Genomic DNA, 19,023 nt, shown 5'->3' with positions numbered 1-19,023 from the left:
CCGGGTCGTCAACCGATCAGTACAATCTCCCAGCCGCTTTGCCGCGGCAGCAGGTTCAGTGTGTCTGTATGCAGAGCTTCGCCGACCAGGTTGATATCGGCTTCAGCCGTCGGGCGTCTCATAGACGCCATTCGTTGGTGAGCAGCTCTATAAGCTGCTTCTGCCTCGTGCGGAGCAGGTCAGGTGTCCACTGGACGTGCTGGAGTACCTGGGAGGTCAGGGCGAAGGGCACCACGCCACTGCGGCCGGTGAAGTACTTGGCCTTCTTCACGGTGAAGTCGTAGTTCTGTGCCACGGAATTCTTTGACCGATTGAGAAGGACCAGGTTGCCCAGCCTGTGCGTCCACTCGACGCGTTCCTCCTCGTCGAAGAGGGCGACCCACTCGGAATCGGGCTTCGGGTTCTGCGGGAGGACATGCTCGACGGTGATGACGGGGTAATCGTATGTGACGCCCTGCCCCTGGGCCAGCAGCTCGTCGAGCCGGAGCAGTACGTACTTCCGGATCTTTCCCACAAGGTACAGATCGCCGTTCAGCCTGGCGCGGGTCTCTGCCTGCTCTGTTTCCGTCAACTCAAGGGCGCCTGCGTCGAGTCCATGTCCCAGATCGAGCTGACGCAGCAGCTCGGCATAGCGAGTGACGCGCGGTGTGGTGTAGACCCGCCGGATGAACATGCTGGAGGACAGCCGTTCCAGGGCACCGAGAAACCGATCGAGCCACAGGGGATCGTTCGCGTGGTTGCGCAGCGCCCATAGGCCGGCAGGCCTCCAGTCGTTGTTGTCGACCTGCTGGAGCCGCCTGAACCAGGCATTGACCTTCTCGGCGCCCTGTGCGGCCTCATAGGTGGCATCGCGCACCTGGACATAGGCATCGGCGTACGGACGGACGACATCGTTGACGAACGTCTCAGCCCTGCCCGGCAGATAGTGGCTGAGCACCTGCTCGGGGAATTCCTTGAGCAGCTCCTGCTCGGCCCGCTTCTTGGCGAAGATCATGCGCAGGTGGAGGAAGAGGTCAGCGAAATCGTCCCTGCCCAGAGCCTCTTCCGCATCCTCCCATTTGGTGGCGCACTCGTCGGACGCCTCCGGCCCGAGATCACCGATGATCTTCGACTTGAAAATGTCCGTGGGCGACAGGTCCAGCCCTCGGGAGTTCATGACGCTGAAGATGCGATGGGCGCTGTCGAGGTCGGGGGTGCTGACGACGACCAGATAGGTACGCTCCCCGAGCATCTGCACCAGCCCGAGCCGACGTTCCTCCGACCAGTCGGCGAGCCTACTGTGCAGAGCGGCGACGTTTCGGAGGATGGCCTTCTGCGCGTCCGTGCTCAGCGTCTCCGCGTTGAGCGCCAGCAGTGTCTTGACGGCCCCCCTCGTCTGCACATGCTGCTTGAAGAACCCGGCATCGCGCGGGCGCAGGGTGAGGCGCGGCCTCCTGGCCAAGCCAAGGATCTTGTTGCCTTGCTCGCTGACCAACTTGTCAAGGTCCAGGCTCAGCTGAGGGTCCTGGGTCAGGTCGCGCAGCACTGACAGCAGGATGGTCAGCGTGGTGAGCCGCTGCTGTCCGTCGATGACGTCGACTCTCGCTTCCGTCAGGCTCTCCTTGACGAGGACAACCGATCCGAGAAAGTACGGCTCGTCCGTCCCACGGTCGAGTGCCTCGACGAGGTCCGTCAGTAGTTGGACCGCCTGCTCCTCTTCCCAGGCGTAGGGGCGCTGGTAGTCGGGGATGTGGAAGTCATAGTCGCTGCTGAAGACCTTGTGCAGGGGCATCTCGTGCGCCTCGAGTTTCCGCATGTCCCAATGATGGCGAGGCGAGTGCCAGGCGGGGCGAAAACGAGGATCACTGCCCCGTGGTCGTTCTCCGATGCTGCGACGGCGCCGGTCCTTCTCCAGCTCAAGGCAACCCAAGTCAGCACGTCTGAAAGAAGACTCGCAATCTTGAAGGGACACAGATCAGTACCGGGCAGGTCGGCTACAGGGAGGGGCGCGACATGAGCGAACTGATCAGACACGCTCGGCGCAGCCGGTCAGGTACACGGCGTGCTGCCTTGCGTACACCGCATGGGCGTCCGCGCGTCAGGCCTGGTCAACCGAGCTCTCACGACAGCAGGGTTGATCGGCATGAGACCAATGGCCCTGCCGCCCACGGCGCTTGTCCACGACCCAGGCACCACCCACGAGTTCACGATGCAGTTCACCTCGACTCCTCGCGGGGCGCGACTCGCGCGGCGGCTCGTGTCGCACCGGCTGCACGAGTGGGGGCATCCGTACGACTCGGCCGCGAACGAGACCGTCACGCTGATCGCGGCCGAGCTCGTCGCCAACGCCGTGCGTCACGGTCACGTGCCTGGGCGGGACTTCCATCTGCGGCTCGCCGCCTCGCCGGCGCGGCTGCGGATCGACGTCACCGACACGCGCACGGAGAAGCGCCCCGCCACAGGGATGCGGCCGGGTTCGGGGTGCGAGGAGTCAGGGCGCGGACTCCTGCTCGTCGAGGCGCTTGCCGCCGACTGGGGTGTTTCGCCGCGCAGCGCCGCTCCCGGCAAGACGGTGTGGGCCGTCGTCGCCCTGCCGTGAGGCACAGGCCGCTCAGGCGCTGTCACCGTCCGTCAGACGCCTGGTGACGTATGTGAGGTGCTGGGCGTGGCCGATCCGCGCCCAGGTCTCGGGAGTGCCCGTTCCGGCCGGCCCGGCGCCGTACGCGCAGGACTCGAGCCAGTCCTCTGCGGCGCCGCGGTGGGACGAGGGCTCGCGGCGGTACGACTCGTGCTCGACGATGCGGCGGGCCGTCGAGCGGACCTGGTCGGCGCGTTCGGGGCCGCGGGTGGATGCCCGGGCGACGAGGAAGCGGTCGGGGAAGGTGTAGCGCAGCAGGCTCCACGGGGGTCCGTACCGGCCGGAGTCGGCGGGTCGGTTCGCACTGCGGACGTGCTCGACCGAATAGTCGCCGTAGTGCAGTCGCTGCCGGGGCCGTGCGGCGCGGACCTGCGCGTGGAGGGCCTGGTCGAGCCGGGGTGGTGTGAAGAGCGCCGGTTCGCGGGCTGGTTCGTGCTCGGGCCACGCGCCCGCGAGCAGCGTCACGCTGCGCCAGGGCATCAGGGCGGCGAGCAGGTCCAGCGCCATGAGAGACCGCTTGCCGGCCTCGGCGAGGTCGTTCACCGCTCCGACGTCCAGGAGCAGGTCGAGGTGTGCCGGCGGCGCGCACAGCCGGGAGACGAGGTCCAGCATCTGCGAGGTGCACGGCTCGTCGGGCGGTTCGTCGACGAGAACCCGTATGCCGAGGCCCCGGCCGCCGGCGAAGGCCAGGTCCGCCGTGTAGCGCTGGAGCGTCGGGTGCCGTTCCGGTCCCGTGACAAGGGTGAGACGGCTGCGGGTGGCGAGGTGCCACAGCGCGACCGCCGCGCCGTGGACCTCGCCTTCTACGTGGGCGGCGTCCACCCAGCCCGGCAGCCCGTCGGTCGCCTCGATGAGGTGGTCGGCCCGGGGCGTGAGCCATCGGTGCAGTTCTCGCCCGGTGTCGTCGGGGTCCGGGTGCAGGGCTGCCGGAGTGCCGCGGGTGCGCTCGGGACCGGAGTGCGGCGGGACGGTCCACAGGGGTGCGATGTGCCGGCGCAGCCGCGGGTGCAGTTGCCCGTAGGCGGTTACGGCGGAGCGCCGCATCGGCAGGACGGGTACGTACAGCGGCTCGACCATCGCGGCTCCCCCACGGCCATGGCTCGGTATCGACCCTGCTGGCAGAGTGAAGGCAGACAGTTCGGGGCGAAAGGGCGCCTTTCAGGCCAGTGGCGATATCCCGTCATCGGGGATACGGGTCACGATGTCCGGGGTCGCGTATACGGTTGATCCAGTTCACCCGCATGCCGCAGGACCGAGGGGGCACCACGTGAGGCCGACGCTGGCCGCCGCGCAGCTGCGGGGCAGTCTCACCCAGTACCTCACGACGACGTACGCCCTCGCCGAGGAGGACACCCGACTGGCGCTGGAGCGGTTCCTGGGCGACCCGGAGGGCGGGATCTTCCGGGGGCCGTATCTGCGGATCCGGACACCGTTCCACGCGGCCGCCGACGGGTGGCAGCGGCATCTGGACTGGGTGCCGGGCTTCGCCCCGTACCGCCACCAGGCGAAGGCGTGGGAGCGGCTGAGCACCCTGCACGGGCCTGCCCAACCCACGTTGATCACGACGGGGACGGGGTCGGGCAAGACCGAGTCGTTCCTGGTGCCGGTCCTGGACCACTGCCGCCGGCAGAAGGCGCTCGGGCGGCGCGGCGTGAAGGCCGTGCTGCTGTACCCGATGAACGCGCTGGCCACCGACCAGGCGGGGCGGATCGGGGACTACCTGACGCAGCCGGAGCTGGCGCAGGTGACGGCCGGGCTCTACATCGGGGACCGGCCGGACACCGACTTCCGGCGGGTGATGACGCGGCGCGAGGAGATGCGGGTCAACCCGCCCGACGTGCTGATCACCAACTACAAGATGCTCGACCTGCTGCTGCAGCGCGGCGAGGACCTGCCGCTGTGGCAGGACGCCGCGATCGCGTATGTGGTGCTGGACGAGTTCCACACCTATGACGGCGCGCAGGGCACCGATGTGGCGATGCTGCTGCGCAGGCTCGCGGCGGCGACCGGGCAGGGCGGCGCCAAGGGGCGTCCGCTGGGCGGTATCTGTCCGGTAGCGACCTCCGCGACACTCGGGGAAGGCAGGCCGGGCGGGACGAACGGCCGGGCACAGGGCGGCATCCTCGACGTCGCGGCGCAGGTGTTCGGGGTGGAGTTCACTCCGGACGCGGTGGTCGGCGAGGAGCGGATGACCGCCGAGCAGTTCGCCGGTGAGGTGGACTACGAACTGCCGGAGCCGCCCGACCCCAAGGAAGTCATCGAAGCGTCCGGCGGTCCCGGCGTGGAGGCGCATCCGGATCTGCTGGACCTGGACGGGCTGGCGGAGCGGCTGCTGGAGCGGCGCGGGCTGAGCGCGTTCCAGATCGGCAGGATGCTCAAGCGGCACGACTTCACGCACAAGGTGCTCCAGCTGCTGGGCGGCGACCCGCTCGGTGAGTGGGAGCTGCGCGAGCGGCTGGGCGGCTTCGGGTACGCCTGGGGGCGCACCGCCAGGGAGAACCCACGGCTGGCGTTGCAGGCCCTGTCGCGGTTCGTGGCCCTGCTGTCGGCGGCCCGGGATCCCGAGTCGGACGAGCAGCGGCCGAGACCGCTGCTGCACATCGAGGCGCATCTGTGGGTGCGTCCGGTGAGCCGGGTGCTGCGCGGTGTGGGGCCGACACCGGAGTTCCGGTGGTACGAGGACGACCGGACCGCCGCGCGGCGTGCGGCGCTGGCGGCCGGGCCCGCGGCGGGGGCCGACGGCGAGGACTCGGGCAGCCTTGCCTCGGACGCGCGCCGCCCACAGCCGATGCCGGGCACGGACACGGCGCTGCGTCCGGCCGTGGCCTCGCTGCCCGCGGTGTACTGCCGCAACTGCGGGCGCTCGGGCTGGGCGGCGCTGTCGCCGGAGGCCGATCCGCAGCAGCTCGTGATGACGCAGGACAAGGTGTGGCGGGCCGGACTCGGCCGTGACAAGCGGCGTATCCGCTATTTCATCGCAGCCACCCGGGCGGAGGCGGAGGAAGCGCTCAACGCGCTGACCGGCGCGAAGCCGAGGTCCGGCGCCGCCGACCCGCTGTCCGTGGTGGTGCTGGACGGCGCGCAGGGCACCTACCGGCTGCCCATGGTGCAGGATGCACAAGAGCTTCAGGACGCCTGGTTCGCGCTGGCGATCACGGACAAGAAGTCGGCGGACAAGGCGGCGCTCGACGACCGCTGCCCGGCCTGCAACACGGACAACGGCATCCGCTTCCTCGGCACCGCGCTCGCCGCTCTCGCCTCCGCTACGGTCACGCAGTTGTTCACCGGCGGCGACATCGCGCTCGTGCCGGAGGAGCGCAAGACCCTGCTGTTCAACGACTCGACGCAGGACGCGGCACACCGGGCCGGGTATGTGGCGAACGCGTCGTACAAGTTCTCACTGCGCTCGCTCCTGGCGCACAACCTGGACGAGTCGGGTGCGCCGACCGCGCTCAACGACCTGATCGGCAACGTCCTCGACTCCGTGGACGATCCGCAGGCGCTCGCCGCCGTGGTACCGCCTGACCTGCACGACGAGCCGGGCGTGGACCGGCTGTTGTCCGGGCGGGGCACGGGTGACGCCCGGACCTGGAAGCTGATCGGGGAGCGGCTGGCGTTCGCCACGGTGATGGAGTTCGGCCTGCGTTCGCGCCAGGGCCGCACGCTGGAACTGACGCGTACGGCGGCCGCCGAGGTCGTGATCGACGAGCCGGAGCGGATCACGGCACTCGCCCGCGATCTGCACCTGTCACTGCCCGGGCAACTGCTGGTGGGCAGCGGGATACCGACGTCGGAGCGGTATCTGGCCTATGTGCGCGGCCTGTTGGAGCGCGTCCGGCTCCGCGGTGGGCTGCGGCACCGGTGGCTGGAGCCGTGGATCAAGGACGCGGGTGTGGCCCGGTTCAAGATCTGGGGCGGCCGGCCGGACGGGATGCCGGCGTTCCCCGAGGGGATGGCCGCGCCGCGGTTCCTGCTCGACGGGCAGAAGGACCGGTCGGCGTTCGACTCGGTGACCGGCCGGCTGGGCTGGTACCAGGACTGGACGCGGCGCTGCCTCGGGCTGGACGCGGCGGGTGCGACGGAATACCTGCGCAGGCTGCTGCCCGTGCTGGTGGACGAGCGGGCACTGTCGGTGCGTACGGCGGCCGACCGTACGACCCGGGTGTACGGGCTGCAGCCGGGGCACATCGAGGTGCGGCTGCTCGACGACGAGGCAGCCAACAAGGCGTTCGTCAGCTGCATGGACTGCGGCTGGCAGCAGGTGGTGCCGCCCGAGCGGCGTACCCGCTGGTACGGGCACCCCTGTGCGCGGTACCGGTGCCAGGGCATGCTGCGTGCTCCGCTGAGCGACCCGTCCTCGGCCGGTGTCGACATGCGCAGCAGCCTCGGCTCGAGCGGTTTCGGTTCTTCGCGCGCCCGCGACTACAAGGACGACTACTACCGGCGGCTGTATCTGACCGGCGGCACCTTCCGCGTCGTCACCGCCGAGCACACCGGCATGCTGACCCGGCCCGAACGGGAGCGTGTCGAGCGCACGTTTCGCGCGGGCACCCACTACACCGACCCGAACGTGCTGTCCTGCACGCCCACACTGGAGCTCGGCATCGACATCGGCGACCTGTCGGCGGTGCTGCTCGGCTCGCTGCCGAAGGGCCCGGCCAACTACGTGCAGCGCGCGGGCCGCGCCGGACGCCGCACGGGCAACGCGCTGATCGTCGCGTTCGGCGGGCGCAGGGCCCGCGACCTGTACTACCTCGAGGATCCGCGCGAGATGATCGCGGGCGACATCGTGCCGCCCGGCTGCTACCTCTCCGCGGTGGAGATCCTGCGCCGCCAGTACACCGCGCATCTGCTGGACCTCGCCGCCCGCGGCGGGCTCACCACCGCCGACGGGGAGCGGCTGATGCCGGTGCCACGGCTGGTGTCCGCCCTGTTCGGCACCACCGGCTGGTGCCAGGACCTGGCGGACGCGGCGGTCACGCACGGCGGTCGCCTGGTGGAGGAGTTCCTTGAGCTGTTCCAGGCCGACAGGGAGAAGGGGGGCGACGGAGGCGTCACGGCCCACGCCGCCGACGAGCTGCGGGCGTACGCGACCGGCGGCATCGTGCGTACCCTGCAGGAGGCCGAGGAGGACTGGACGGGCCGGCGCGAGGAGCTGCGGCGCCGTATCGCAGCCATCGACACGGCGATGGAGCGTCTGATCCGCAGCGATCCCGAACAGGACCGCGAGCACCGTGAGTTGCTGGCCGAGCGGCGCACGACCGGTGACCTGCTGCGTGAGCTGAGCCGTTCGAGCGCGCACGGCGCCCTGGTGGAGCTCGGCCTGCTGCCCAACTACAGCCTCACCGACACCACCACGCAGTTGGAGGCCACCCTCTACTGGACGGAGGAGGAGCAGGGACAGGCGGAGGAAGGCGGCGGGCAGGGTGAGGTCCGGCGCAAGCCGTACCGCAGCGAGGTCCGCGACTACGAGCGCTCCCGCCGCCTCGCCCTCGCCGAACTCGCCCCCGGCAGCAGCTTCTACGTCAACGGCTACCGCCACCAGGTGCGTGCCCTGGACATCGGCAGCCCCGAGCGTCGCGCCTGGCAGGTGTGGCGGCTGTGTCCGGCCTGCGGCTACGCCCGTACCGAGAACGCCCAGGCCGACGCCTCGCCGTGCCCTCGCTGCGGCGGCCGCGAGATCGCCGACGCGGGCTGTGTGCAGTACGTGCTGGAACCGAGGCGCGTCATCGCCCGCGACAAGCGCGACGACGCCCGCGTGCGGGACGACAGGGACGAACGCGACCGCCGCCGCTACGCCATGCTCACCACCGTCGACATCGATCCGGACCGTCTGGCGCCGGGCTCGTGGCGGCATGAGACGGCCACGTTCGGCGTCGACTTCACGCGGCGGGCGGTGATCCGCACCCTGAATCTGGGCCTCGACCGCCAGGACGGCTCCAGCACGGTCCCGCTCGCGGGTGACGACGTGCGCATCAATCCGTTCTACGTGTGCGCCAGTTGCGGCGGGGCGACCGCCGACGGGCGGCCGGTCGCGGACCGGCCGCAGGAGGCGCTGACCGACTCGCTCGCCGCGAGCACCCGGGCCAGCGCCCACCATCTGCTGTGGTGCCCGCGCCGCCGGACCAAGGGCTCGGGCGGGGAGGAGCAGGGCAAGGGACGGGACGTACCACTGCTGCTGGCGCACGAGCTGACCACGGAAGCGGTGCGCATCCTGCTGCCGGCGTCAGTCGCCCGCGCCCACGAACGGCTCGCCTCGTTCACGGCAGCACTGTTCGCGGGCATAGCCGCCCGGTACGGCGGCGACCCGGACCACATCGACATCGCGGCCGCATCGATGCCGGACGGCGGCGACTCGGACTGGACCCGGCGCTTCCTCGTCGTCTACGACCGGCTGCCCGGCGGCACCGGCTACCTGCACCGGCTCGCCTCGGCCGACGGCTTCCGCGAGGTGCTGCTGAAGGCCCGCGAGGTCATCGACGGCTGCCCCTGCCAGGAGAAGGGGCAGGACGGCTGCCACCGCTGCCTGCTGCGCCGGGTGCCGGCCGGCGACTACGACAAGGTCAGCCGCAACGAGGTCCGTCAGATGCTCGACGAGCTGCTGGGCAAGGAAGGCGAGGCCTGGCGGACCACCCGCGTGCCCACGACCCAGCAGATCCCGCTGGAGCGGCAGGCCGAGTCCGACCTAGAGGTCATGTTCGTCGAGACGCTGAAGGAGTGGGCCGGACAGCCGGAGGCGAAGGCCGCCGCCGACGCCTACACCACGGCCGCCGGGACGTACTCCCTCGACCTGCGGCTCACCGGCTCCGACGGCGCTACCCGGCGGTGGCGGGTGTCCCAGCAGCGGGTCCTCGACGGCACCCGCCCGGACGTGCTGTTCGAGCGGCTCGACGCACCCGGCCCGCGACTCGCCCTGTATCTCGACGGCTTCGAGTTCCACGCGAGCGCCAAGCACAACCGGCTGGCCGACGACGCGGCCAAGCGGGCGCGGCTGCGGGCGGACGGCGTGAGGGTCTTCCAGCTGACGTACTACGACGTGAAGGAGTGGCGCACCCGCCTCCGGAACAAGGGCTACTCCCCCGCCGGGCCGTCCGACCCGGTGTGGCGGCCGTACGGCGAGGAGGCGCTCGGGCAGGCCCGTGCGTACTACGACAAGGTGCGCAGCGGCCTGCCCGGCGAGCTGGCCGAGACGGTGTGGGTCAATCCGGCGGAGCAGCTGATCGCCTATCTGCGTTCGCCGGACGCCGACGGCTGGACGGCGCGCGCCGAGGCCGCCGTGGCGGGTCTGATGGGCACGCGGCCGCAGGCCGCGGTCGTTGCCGCCGAGTCGGTCGGTGAGCAGATCGAGGCGGCGCTGCGCGGCCGGGCACCCAAGGCCCAGCCCGGCAAGGTGCGGCTGCTCGCCGCGACGGACGCCTCGGGCTGCCGTGTGGTGGCCGTCGCGGACGCCAGGTCGACGCCGCCCGTGTGGTCGGCGATCACGGTTCTCGACGACAGCGAGACGGCCGTGGCCGACGAGGAGCGGCACAAGCGGCGCTGGAGGGCCTGGCTGTACTGGAGCAATCTGCTGCAGTTCCTCGAGCACGGCGGCGGCGACAGCGCCCAGTTGACGACCGGTCTGCTGGAGGGCTTTTCCGCACAGGAGTTCTCGGTCGCGGGCGGCGTGGGCTGGCTCGAGTCGACGCGGGTGACGGTCCTCGACGAGCCCGCGGACGGGACGACAACCGAAACCGGTAGCGGCAGGCCGCCGCTGGTCGCGGCGCCGGTGGAGCCGGTCCTCGCACCGGTGAAGAGGTCGGATACCGAGGGCGCGCAGGGCGCCGCCCGGGACGGCGGCTGGGACGCGGTGCTGGAGCTGCTGGACCCGGACGAGCCGGGGCTGGAGCTCCTGGCGGTCGCTCTCGCCTCCCTCGGCGTCCCTGCCCCGCACGACGGCTACGAGCTCGACGACCGCGGGTGGATGGCCGAACTGGCCTGGCCCGACGCGAAAATCGGTGTCGTGCTCGCGCACCGGCCGATCGACGGCGAACCGGACGCGGAGGCCGAAGACCGGGACCGTGCCTTCGCCGAGGCGGGCTGGGAGGTCCGGCCGGCCGAGGCGTGGACGGCGAAGGAGCTGGCCGACCGGCTCGCAGCACAGGAACAGCACGACGAGACGATGCGGGGGGACACCCACTGATGAGCGCGGCGAACGTGACTCTGCGCCTGCTGGACAAGGCCGACAAGGAGATCCTGAAGCTCCCGCGCACCGTCAAGGGGGCGATCTACGACTTCCAGCACAAGTTCAAGGCGAGCCCCGGCTCTTCAGGGCTGCGGCTCAAGCAGTTGTCCGGCCACACCCGTCTGTGGTCGGCGCGGATCAGCGACGACTACCGGGCGCTGCTGCTGCGGCTCGCCGACGACGACTGGCTGATCGTCTCCGTCAAGCACCGCAAAGACGTGTACGCGAACCTCGACCGGCTCGCGTACGGGGTCAACCCGGTCACCGGTGGGCTGGAGTACGTCGACCTCCAGGTCGTCGAAGAGAGCGTCGTCAGGCGGCTCCTGCCGCCCGAGGCTCCTCAGGCTCCCGAGGTGCAGGCCCCCGCTCCCGCCCCTGCGCCGGCGCCGGTGGAGCAGCCACCGGTGTCCGCGCCGCTGTTCGCCCACTTCACCGACGAGCAACTGACCGACCTCGGTGTGGCGCAGCCACTGCTGCCGGTGGTGCGGACACTCACCACCGAGGAGCAGCTGCTCGGCCTGATCGAGTACGCCCCTCAGCTCACAGGCGAGGTACTGCTCTCCCTCTTCGACGGCAAGTCCTACGACGATGTCCTCGACCAGATCACGGCCCCGGTCGCCGCCCCCGAGCCGGTCGACACCGAGGATTTCCAGGCCGCCGCCGAGCGCCCGGCGACCATGGTCACGACCACGGACGAGGCGCTGCGCGAGGCACTGGAAGGGGGCAACTTCGGGCGCTGGAAGGTCTTCCTCCACCCGACTCAGGCCAAGCTCGTGGAGCGTGACTACTCCGGACCGGCACGCGTCGGCGGTGGACCGGGCACCGGCAAGACGATCGTGGCACTCCACCGGGTGAAGCACCTCGCGTCACAACTGCCGCCGGGGCGTACGAAGCCGGTGCTGCTGACCACGTACAACAAGAACCTTGCCGCGGACCTGCGGGCCCGGCTGCTGGAGCTGGGCGGCGAGGAGCTACTGGCACGCGTCGAGATCAGCCATGTCGACCAGCTGGCGCTGCGCGTGGTGCGCGAGGCCGAGCCGGGCAGCAGCAAGCAGACCATCGACGACAACCAGGCCCTGCGCGAGTGGCGGGCCATGCTCGACGAGCTGGACGAGACGGGCTGGGACGCGGAGTTCCTGCACGACGAGTGGACGCAGGTGATCCTGGGGCAGGCCGTGACCTCCCGTACGGACTATTTCCGCGCCCGCAGGGCCGGCCGCGGACGCAACGTCACCCGGCTGGAGCGCGCCGAGATCTGGCAGCTGACCGAGCGGTTCGCCCAGCGTCTCGACGGGCTCGGGCGGCAGACCTGGGCGCAGGTCGCCGAACGGGCGGCGCGGCTGGAGATCGAGCGTGAGCAGCGCATCGAGGCCGTCGAGCGGCAGCGGGAGGAAGCGGGCGGCCTGGACAACATCCATCTCCAGGACAGCTCTGCCGGCAGGCTCCGCCCCCGCTACCGGCACATTGTGGTCGACGAGGCGCAGGACCTGCAGCCGGGCCACTGGAAGATGCTGCGGGCGATGGTCCGCCGGGACCGCAACGACATCTTCCTCGTCGGCGACACCCATCAGCGGATCTACAGCAGCCAGGTCACACTCGGCAGCCTCGGTGTCAACATCCGTGGCCGTAGTGCCAAGTTGTCGCTCAGCTACCGCACGACGCGGCAGATTTTGGGCTCCGCGCTGGGCGTACTGAGCGGCGAGGCATTCGACGACCTGGACGGCAACGAGGAGAACCTGGCGGGCTACCGGTCCGTGCTGAGCGGCGGCCTGCCCGCCCTGCATCCGCACGTCGACTGGGAGGCTGAGCGGGAGGGCATCGCGGCGCTGATCGCCGCGTGGGACGACATCCCGCTGGAGCAGATCGGCATCTGCGTCCCCACCAACGCCATGGCGCAGGAAGCAGCCTATTCGCTGGCGCAGTTCGGCATCCGTGCCATCGAGATCGGCCCGGACGGCCCCCGCGGTGACGAGGGGGTGCACATCGGCACGATGTTCCGGTTCAAGGGTCTGGAGTACCAGCGGATGATCATCGCAGGTGTCGCACAGGGGCTCGTACCCCGCGAGGCTGTACTGCGCCTGAAGTCCGTCGACGCTTTGCGCCATCGCAGGGAGTTGCAGCGGGCCCGGTCGCTGCTGTTCGTCGCTGCGACGCGGGCTCGGGACAGTTTGCACATCTTCTGGCACGGAACACCGAGCGAGTTCCTGAAACCGTTGCTCACCCCCGGCAGCCGCGATTGAGTGCCGGCCGAGGGCAGGGAGCATCCGCCGGCGGGTGCTCATGCGCTGGAGCCCGGCCGCGTCGGCGGGGCTGCCGACCTCAACGCGGCATCGTCCACCGCGCGGCCCCTCCTCAGCCGATCCGCGTCCCCGTCCCCGTCACCCGTACCCGCTTGTCCCCTTCCCTCAGCTCCACCGTCAGCACCCCCGGGCGGCCCAGGTCCTCGCCTTGGTGGAGGGTGAGGACCGACGCTTCGGGGACCAGGCCCAGTTCGCGGGCGTACGCGCCGAACGCGCCCGCCGCCGCGCCCGTCGCCGGGTCCTCGACCACGCCGCCCACCGGGAACGGGTCGCGCACATGGAAGACCGTGTCCGACTCCCGCCACACCAGCTGGACCGTCGTCAGGTCGAGGCGGTGCATCAGGGCCTCCAGGCGGGCGAAGTCGTAGGCCAGGTCGGCCAGTCGTTCACGGGTCGCCGCGGCGAGCACCAAGTGGCGGGCGCCCGCGAAGGCGATGCGGGGCGGGAAGGCCGGGTCCAGGTCGGTGGCCGGCCAGTCGAGCGCGGCCAGGGCCTCGGTGAGGTCGGCTGCCGTGACCGACTCCGTGTGCGGCTCCACCGTGGTCAGCGTCGCCCGCACTTCCCCGTCCGCCTCGCTCACCGTCACCGGCACCGTGCCCGCCCGCGTGGCGAAGACGAGGTCGCCCGTCCCGATGCGCTCGCCCAGCGCCACGGCCGTGGCGACCGTGGCGTGCCCGCAGAACGGCACCTCCGCCTTGGGGCTGAAGTACCGGAGGGTGAACGCACGCCCCGGCTCCCCGCCGAGGCCTTCCGGCGGCGCGGTGAGAAACGCGGACTCGCTGTACCCGAGACCGGCCGCGATCGAGAGCATCGCGGCATCGTCGAGTCCCGACGCGTCGAGGACGACCCCGGCCGGGTTCCCTCCGTCCGGGTCGCCGGAGAACGCCGTGTAGTGCAGGACTTCATGCTTCGCTGTCATGATCACCGGAACTGCCCGCCGAGTCGGATTGTTCCCCGCGGCCCGCGGAAGTGATCCACGGCCGGAGACCAGCGAGGCCGTCCCATGCGATTCGTCGGCGGTGGCGGCGAGCTGGATTCGGGCAGCTGCGCCGGCAGCGTGTCGAGGCCGGCTACGTCACCACCACCGTCCGCTGCGCCGAGAAGTCGCCCCACATGCCGTCCGGGAGCTTCGCGCGGAGCTTGACGCTGTAGCGGGTGCCCGGCGCGTCGGTGACCGTCATCGTGTACGTCGCCGTTCCCGCCGGTGGCTCCGCGCCCCAGACGATCGTCGTCGCGAGGCTGCCGTTCAGGTACAGCTGGTGCTCGGGCACCGGGCCGCCGGTACGCGGGGGCGTCCACGACAGGTCGATCGCTCCCTTGCGAGCCACGGCCCGCAGGGACGTCGGGGACGTGTTCGGGGCCTTGTCGCCCGGGGCCGGCGCAGTGGTGAGGTCGACGGGTCTGCTGTCGGGGGACGAGTTCTCGGCGGCGTCGCGGGCACGGATCGTGAAGCTGTAGACCGTCCCCGGGCGCAGTCCCGTCACGCGCGCTGTCGTCCGGGTGCCGGGCACGCTGTGGACGCGGGAGTCCTCCTGGTAGATGTCGTACGACGTGACGCCCGCGTCGTCGGCCGACCGCGACCACATCAGCGTCACCGCCCGGGGACCGTCCGTGGTGCCGCGCACTGCCGTCGGGCGCGCCGGCGGCGTGCGGTCGTCGGCGGCCTGTGCCGGTGTGGTCACCGATATCGGCGTGCTCGGCCGGGAGAGGTTCCCGGCCGCGTCGCGGGCACGGACGGTGAAGCGGTACGCGGTCTTCGGGCGCAGGCGGTCGACGTCGACCATGTGCTTGGCCCCCGGCAGCGTCGTGACCCGGCTGCCGTTCTCGTACACCTCGTACCCGGTCACCGCCTTGTTGTCGGAGGAGGTGTCCCACATGACGTGGACGGAGGTGGCGCTGCCCGCCTGGGCGGTGACGCCGGCGGGTGTGGAGGGGGGTTCGGTGTCCTTCGCCTCGCCCGTGCAGGCGGCGAGCGGAAGAGCGGCGAGGCAGGCCAACGCGGCCAGGGTGGGGAGACGTTGCACGGTCGGGCCTCCGCGGACGACGGCAATGGTCCAGACCTATATGGCATACCTGCCGCCCCACTTCAAGGCTCCCGACCGACGTACCTTGCCTGAGCCTCATGGCTTTCTTATGACTTCTTGAAGATGGGCTTTTGGACCGCCCTGCGGGCGCGGCTTACGCCTACGCTCTCGTCAACCCCCCACGAATCCCGGTGGGCGCGGTTGCACCTGCCGGGATCTTTCGTCGGACCGACCATCCGCCGAACGACCATCCGAGGTGCCTTCCACATGGGTTCCCACAGAGCAGACCGAAAGCCGTCCCGCTCCCACGCCCGGCCCAAGGGCGCTCCTCGGGCACGGGGCATCGCCCTGGCCCTCGGTGCGATCACGGTCGCGGCAGGCGCAGGCGTCACCGCCTTCTCGGGCGGTGACCAGGGCAGGGCCGCGGACCGGGTGACGGCCAACGGCGCCGACACCGCGAGCGGCTCGGCCGCCGATGCCGCGGGCGCGTCCTCCCCTCTCCCCTCGCCCTCGGTGAGCGCGAGCACGCCCGCACCCACCCGCACCGAGCCGGCGACGCCCAGGAAGAGTGCGCGCCCCTCGGCGACGCCGTCCGAGCAGTCGGCGGAGGCCAAGCGCGCGGCCGGCACGGGCAACCGCGCAGGAACAGGCACGGGCACGGGTACGGGTGGGACCACGGACGCGCCGGACGGCTCCTCCCGTACGACCCGGGCGGCCGGCGACGGCACGTCGAGCGGCCCCGAGGCGCAGGTCCTCGCGCTCGTCAACGAGGAGCGTGCCGCGGCCGGTTGCGGACCGGTCACCGCCAGCGAGCGGCTGACGCAGGCAGCCGACGACTACAGCGACGTGATGGCCGATTCCGGCGTGATGTCCCACACCGGCCCCGACGGCTCCACCATGACCACACGTGTCGAGGCCGCCGGGTACGCCTGGTCCACGCTCGGCGAGAACATAGCGCGCGGGCAGGCCGACGCGGCCTCGGTCATGGACGCGTGGATGCAGAGCCCGGGCCACCGCGCCAACATCCTCAACTGCTCCTTCAATGAGCTGGGCATCGGTGTCCACTTCGGCGACGGCGGCCCGTGGTGGACGCAGAACTTCGGCGCGAGCCGGTAGACCCGCTCCTCAGACATCCGCCAGCGCGAACGACACCCGCACCCGGGCTCCGCCCATCGGGCCCCGGGTGATCCGCAGTTCCCCGTCGGCCGCGTGCGCCGCGCGGGCCACGATGTCCAGGCCCAGGCCGGTGGAGCCGCCGACGCTCACGCCCCGGGTGAGCGCGGCCTCGGGGTCCTCGACGCCGGGGCCCGCGTCGTCCACCGTCAGCACCACGTGCCGGTCGGTGCGCTCCACCCGTACGGCGAAGGCGGTGCCCTGCGGAGTGTGCCGGAACACGTTGCCGATCAGGGCGTCGACGACGGCGGCGAAGTCGTCCTCCGGGAAGTGCACGGGAGTGGGCCGGGGGGTGAAGGAGCGCTCGCAGAGCCGGTTCTGCTGGGTGGCGAGGACGGACCAGAAGTCAAGGCGCAGTGCGACCACTTCGGTGACCTCGCACGGCCGTCCCTGCACCACCCCGGCGGCCGGACCGGCAGCGAGCGGGGTACGGGCGGCGGTGATGATGGAGTCCAGTTCGCTTTCCAGCTGCCCGACGGCCGCGGTGATCCGCCGTGCGCCGGGCGTACCGCTCATCAGATCCGCCTCCAGGTACAGCGCGGTCAGCGGGGTGCGCAGCCGGTGCGAGAGGTCGGCGACCATCTCCCGTTCGACGGCGAGCAGTTCGACGACGCGGTCGGCCATGGTGTTGAACGCGACGCCGGCCTCCTGGAGCTCGGGCGGCCCGTCCGGCTCCACCCGTACGTCGAGATCCCCGGAACCCAGAGCGAGTGAGGCGCTCTTGAGCCCGCGTGAGGAGCGGACGACCCGGGCGCCGAGGCGGTCGGCGACCAGGACCGAGCCGGCCACCAGACCGAGCGCGAGCAGGGACATCACGCCCCACGAGGCGCCCACGCCACGCGTGAGGTCCGCGGTCGGCACGTATGACTCGACGACCGCGACCCGGTCCCCGGGCAGGACGACGGGCTGGAGGTAGACCCATCCCTCCGCGGTGTCGATGGCCAGCGTCTCCCGCTTGCGCACGGCGCGGTCGAGCGCCTCCTCCGGTGCATGCGGGGTGCCGATGAGCTCTCCGTCGGGGAGGCGTACGGCGAGTCGGTCGCGGGAGCCGAGCTCGGCCACCGCCTGCTGAACATCGGCGCGCTTCGTGGTCAGGGCGAGGACGGGGGACAGTGCGCCGGCGCGCTGTTCGGCCGCGGTGGTGACGCGGTCCCGTGCCTGTTCGCGTACGAGGAGGGCGAGCGGTATGAGGAAGGAGAGCGCGACCATGGAGGTCACGGCGAGGGCGATGCCCGCGAGCGCGCGTCTCATGGCGAGGTGACCAGTTTGATGCCGATACCGCGCACGGTGTGCAGGTAGCGCGGCCGGGAGGCCCTTTCGCCCAGTTTCCGGCGGAGAGCGGAGAGATGGACGTCCACCGTCTGATCCTCCAGATACGGCTGCTGCCACACCTCGGTGAGTATGCGCCGGCGGGACATGACCTGGTCCGCGTTGGCCGCGAGGTAGGCGAGCAGGTCGAACTCGCGGCGGGTCAGGCTCAGCTCGCGGCCGGCGAGGTGCGCGGTGCGGGCGAGCGGGTCGATCCTGAGGTCGCCCACCTGCACGACCGGCTGCCGGTCGCGGGCCTGCCCCGCTGGCACGGAACGCCGCAGCACGGCGGCGATGCGGGCGGCGAGTTGGCCGCCGGAGAAGGGTTTGACCATGTAGTCGTCCGCTCCCGCGTTGAGGAGCCTGATGACTTCCCGGTCGTCGTCGCGCGCGGTGGCGACGAGGACGGGAATGCGCGATATGCCCCGGATCATGCGCAGGACGTCGAGGCCGTCCAGATCGGGCAGTCCGAGGTCGAGTACGACGATGTCGGGCGGGGCCTGGGTGATCTCGCGGAGCGCCTCGAAGCCCTGGTGGGCCGTGCGGACCGCATACCCGTGCCCGGTCAGCACCTCGATCAGGGCGGCACGGATCACGGGGTCGTCCTCGACGACAAGTACGCAGGCCATGGGCAGGCACGTTAGCCGGTCCGTCACTATGGTGTCGTGTCCCGCCTCCTGCGTTACCTGCTGATCTGGCTGTCGTGCACCGCGGCCAGCGTCACGGCCGTCATGATCACGATCCATTTCGTGGTGGGCTCGACCCGCCCGACCGCGCCCGTCGCGCAGTCGGCGCCGAAGGACTTCGCGGCCGGGCCGCACGCCTCGGTGTCCGCGCGCCCCACCCCTTCGCCGACACCGAAGCCGACACCGAGCCGCACCGCGGCGCCCAGCCCGTCGCCCACGACCGCGAAGCCCCGCCCCGTGACGCCGACTCCGGCGTCCCGGACGACCCCGCCACCGTCGGCGGAGCCGTCCGCGCCGTCGGGGGCGGACCCGGGCGAGGGGTGCCAGGAGGGCGGTTCGGGGGTGCACACGATCTCGTCCCAGGGCGGCAAGGCGACGGTGCGTTACGGGAGCGGCGGGGTGTGCCTGATCTCGGCCGTGCCGTACGAGGGTTTCACCACGAGTACGACGCAGAGCGCGCCCGAGACGCTGACGGTGACGTTCGCCGCGAGCCGCCACCGCTCCGAGATCACGGCCACGACGGAGCCCTCGGACCGGGCGAGCGTGCGGGAGACGTCGTTCTGACACCGGCCCCCCGGACCGCCTTTCCCGACCGGACCGCCTTTCCCGACCGGACCGCCTTTCCCGACCCGACCGCCGTCCCTGCCCTGACCGCCGTCCCTGACCCGACCGCCGTCCCTGACCCGACCGCCGT

12 protein-coding genes are annotated in these 19,023 nt (G+C 71.2%); 5 read left to right on the top strand and 7 right to left on the bottom strand.

The window, feature by feature from the left end:
* Positions 1–118: 118 nt before the first annotated feature.
* Entirely contained in the window at positions 119–1,795 is a 1,677-nt protein-coding gene (locus J7E88_RS02675; RefSeq protein ID WP_215176770.1) for a DUF262 domain-containing protein, read from the bottom strand.
* A 327-nt stretch (positions 1,796–2,122) separates the two neighbouring features.
* Between J7E88_RS02675 and J7E88_RS02670 the strand changes: the two genes are divergently transcribed.
* On the top strand, positions 2,123–2,578 hold the full coding sequence (locus tag J7E88_RS02670; protein ID WP_251022012.1) for an ATP-binding protein: 456 nt from the start codon (positions 2,123–2,125) through the stop codon (positions 2,576–2,578).
* Positions 2,579–2,590: 12 nt separating this feature from the next.
* Here J7E88_RS02670 and J7E88_RS02665 read toward each other — a convergent pair whose 3' ends face one another.
* Complete coding sequence (locus J7E88_RS02665; protein WP_215176768.1) at positions 2,591–3,694, bottom strand: beta family protein; 1,104 nt, start codon at positions 3,692–3,694, stop codon at positions 2,591–2,593.
* 190 nt (positions 3,695–3,884) lie between these two features.
* Between J7E88_RS02665 and J7E88_RS02660 the strand changes: the two genes are divergently transcribed.
* Together J7E88_RS02660 and J7E88_RS02655 are read left to right on the top strand one after the other, a co-directional pair.
* Entirely contained in the window at positions 3,885–10,796 is a 6,912-nt protein-coding gene (locus J7E88_RS02660; protein ID WP_215176765.1) for a DEAD/DEAH box helicase, read from the top strand.
* The gene (locus J7E88_RS02655; protein ID WP_215176758.1) at positions 10,796–13,078 is read left to right on the top strand and encodes a UvrD-helicase domain-containing protein; all 2,283 of its coding nucleotides are present in this window, start codon (positions 10,796–10,798) and stop codon (positions 13,076–13,078) included. The genes J7E88_RS02660 and J7E88_RS02655 overlap by 1 nt, the downstream gene beginning before the upstream one ends.
* A gap of 112 nt (positions 13,079–13,190) precedes the next feature.
* Here J7E88_RS02655 and J7E88_RS02650 read toward each other — a convergent pair whose 3' ends face one another.
* Entirely contained in the window at positions 13,191–14,057 is an 867-nt protein-coding gene (locus tag J7E88_RS02650) for a PhzF family phenazine biosynthesis protein (RefSeq protein ID WP_215176756.1), read from the bottom strand.
* Positions 14,058–14,208: 151 nt separating this feature from the next.
* Positions 14,209–15,162, bottom strand: a complete 954-nt coding sequence (locus tag J7E88_RS02645; protein WP_215176754.1) for a fibronectin type III domain-containing protein — start codon at positions 15,160–15,162, stop codon at positions 14,209–14,211.
* Between the two features lie 267 nt (positions 15,163–15,429).
* Between J7E88_RS02645 and J7E88_RS02640 the strand changes: the two genes are divergently transcribed.
* Positions 15,430–16,278 carry a CAP domain-containing protein gene (locus J7E88_RS02640; RefSeq protein ID WP_215176752.1) on the top strand — a complete coding sequence of 283 codons (849 nt, stop codon included), beginning with the start codon at positions 15,430–15,432 and terminating at the stop codon, positions 16,276–16,278.
* 9 nt (positions 16,279–16,287) lie between these two features.
* Here the strand turns inward: J7E88_RS02640 and J7E88_RS02635 are convergent, their stop codons facing one another.
* Genes J7E88_RS02635 through J7E88_RS02625 form a run of 3 tightly spaced genes read right to left on the bottom strand, consistent with a single transcriptional unit; the run spans position 16,288 to position 18,679 of the window.
* Positions 16,288–17,586: a HAMP domain-containing sensor histidine kinase gene (locus J7E88_RS02635; RefSeq protein ID WP_215176750.1), complete on the bottom strand. Its 1,299-nt coding sequence runs from the start codon at positions 17,584–17,586 to the stop codon at positions 16,288–16,290.
* On the bottom strand, positions 17,583–18,272 hold the full coding sequence (locus J7E88_RS02630; protein WP_215176742.1) for a response regulator transcription factor: 690 nt from the start codon (positions 18,270–18,272) through the stop codon (positions 17,583–17,585). The genes J7E88_RS02635 and J7E88_RS02630 overlap by 4 nt, the downstream gene beginning before the upstream one ends.
* 53 nt (positions 18,273–18,325) lie before the next feature.
* Complete coding sequence (locus tag J7E88_RS02625; RefSeq protein WP_215176739.1) at positions 18,326–18,679, bottom strand: hypothetical protein; 354 nt, start codon at positions 18,677–18,679, stop codon at positions 18,326–18,328.
* Between J7E88_RS02625 and J7E88_RS02620 the strand changes: the two genes are divergently transcribed.
* Positions 18,672–18,893, top strand: a complete 222-nt coding sequence (locus J7E88_RS02620) for a hypothetical protein (RefSeq protein WP_215176737.1) — start codon at positions 18,672–18,674, stop codon at positions 18,891–18,893. The genes J7E88_RS02625 and J7E88_RS02620 overlap by 8 nt on opposite strands.
* The last annotated feature ends 130 nt before the right edge of the window (positions 18,894–19,023 follow it).

Source organism: Streptomyces sp. ISL-10 (genome assembly GCF_018614575.1).
Taxonomy (GTDB): Bacteria; Actinomycetota; Actinomycetes; order Streptomycetales; family Streptomycetaceae; genus Streptomyces.
This window is presented reverse-complemented; position numbering and strand designations above follow the sequence as displayed.

Bases quoted from the DNA above. Each gene is read 5' to 3' on its own strand.
- J7E88_RS02675 (WP_215176770.1), bottom strand. From the start codon at position 1,795: ATGCGGAAACTCGAGGCGCACGAGATGCCCCTGCACAAGGTCTTCAGC.
- J7E88_RS02670 (WP_251022012.1), top strand. From the start codon at position 2,123: ATGAGACCAATGGCCCTGCCGCCCACGGCGCTTGTCCACGACCCAGGC.
- J7E88_RS02665 (WP_215176768.1), bottom strand. From the start codon at position 3,694: ATGGTCGAGCCGCTGTACGTACCCGTCCTGCCGATGCGGCGCTCCGCC.
- J7E88_RS02655 (WP_215176758.1), top strand. From the start codon at position 10,796: ATGAGCGCGGCGAACGTGACTCTGCGCCTGCTGGACAAGGCCGACAAG.
- J7E88_RS02650 (WP_215176756.1), bottom strand. From the start codon at position 14,057: ATGACAGCGAAGCATGAAGTCCTGCACTACACGGCGTTCTCCGGCGAC.
- J7E88_RS02640 (WP_215176752.1), top strand. From the start codon at position 15,430: ATGGGTTCCCACAGAGCAGACCGAAAGCCGTCCCGCTCCCACGCCCGG.
- J7E88_RS02635 (WP_215176750.1), bottom strand. From the start codon at position 17,586: ATGAGACGCGCGCTCGCGGGCATCGCCCTCGCCGTGACCTCCATGGTC.
- J7E88_RS02630 (WP_215176742.1), bottom strand. From the start codon at position 18,272: ATGGCCTGCGTACTTGTCGTCGAGGACGACCCCGTGATCCGTGCCGCC.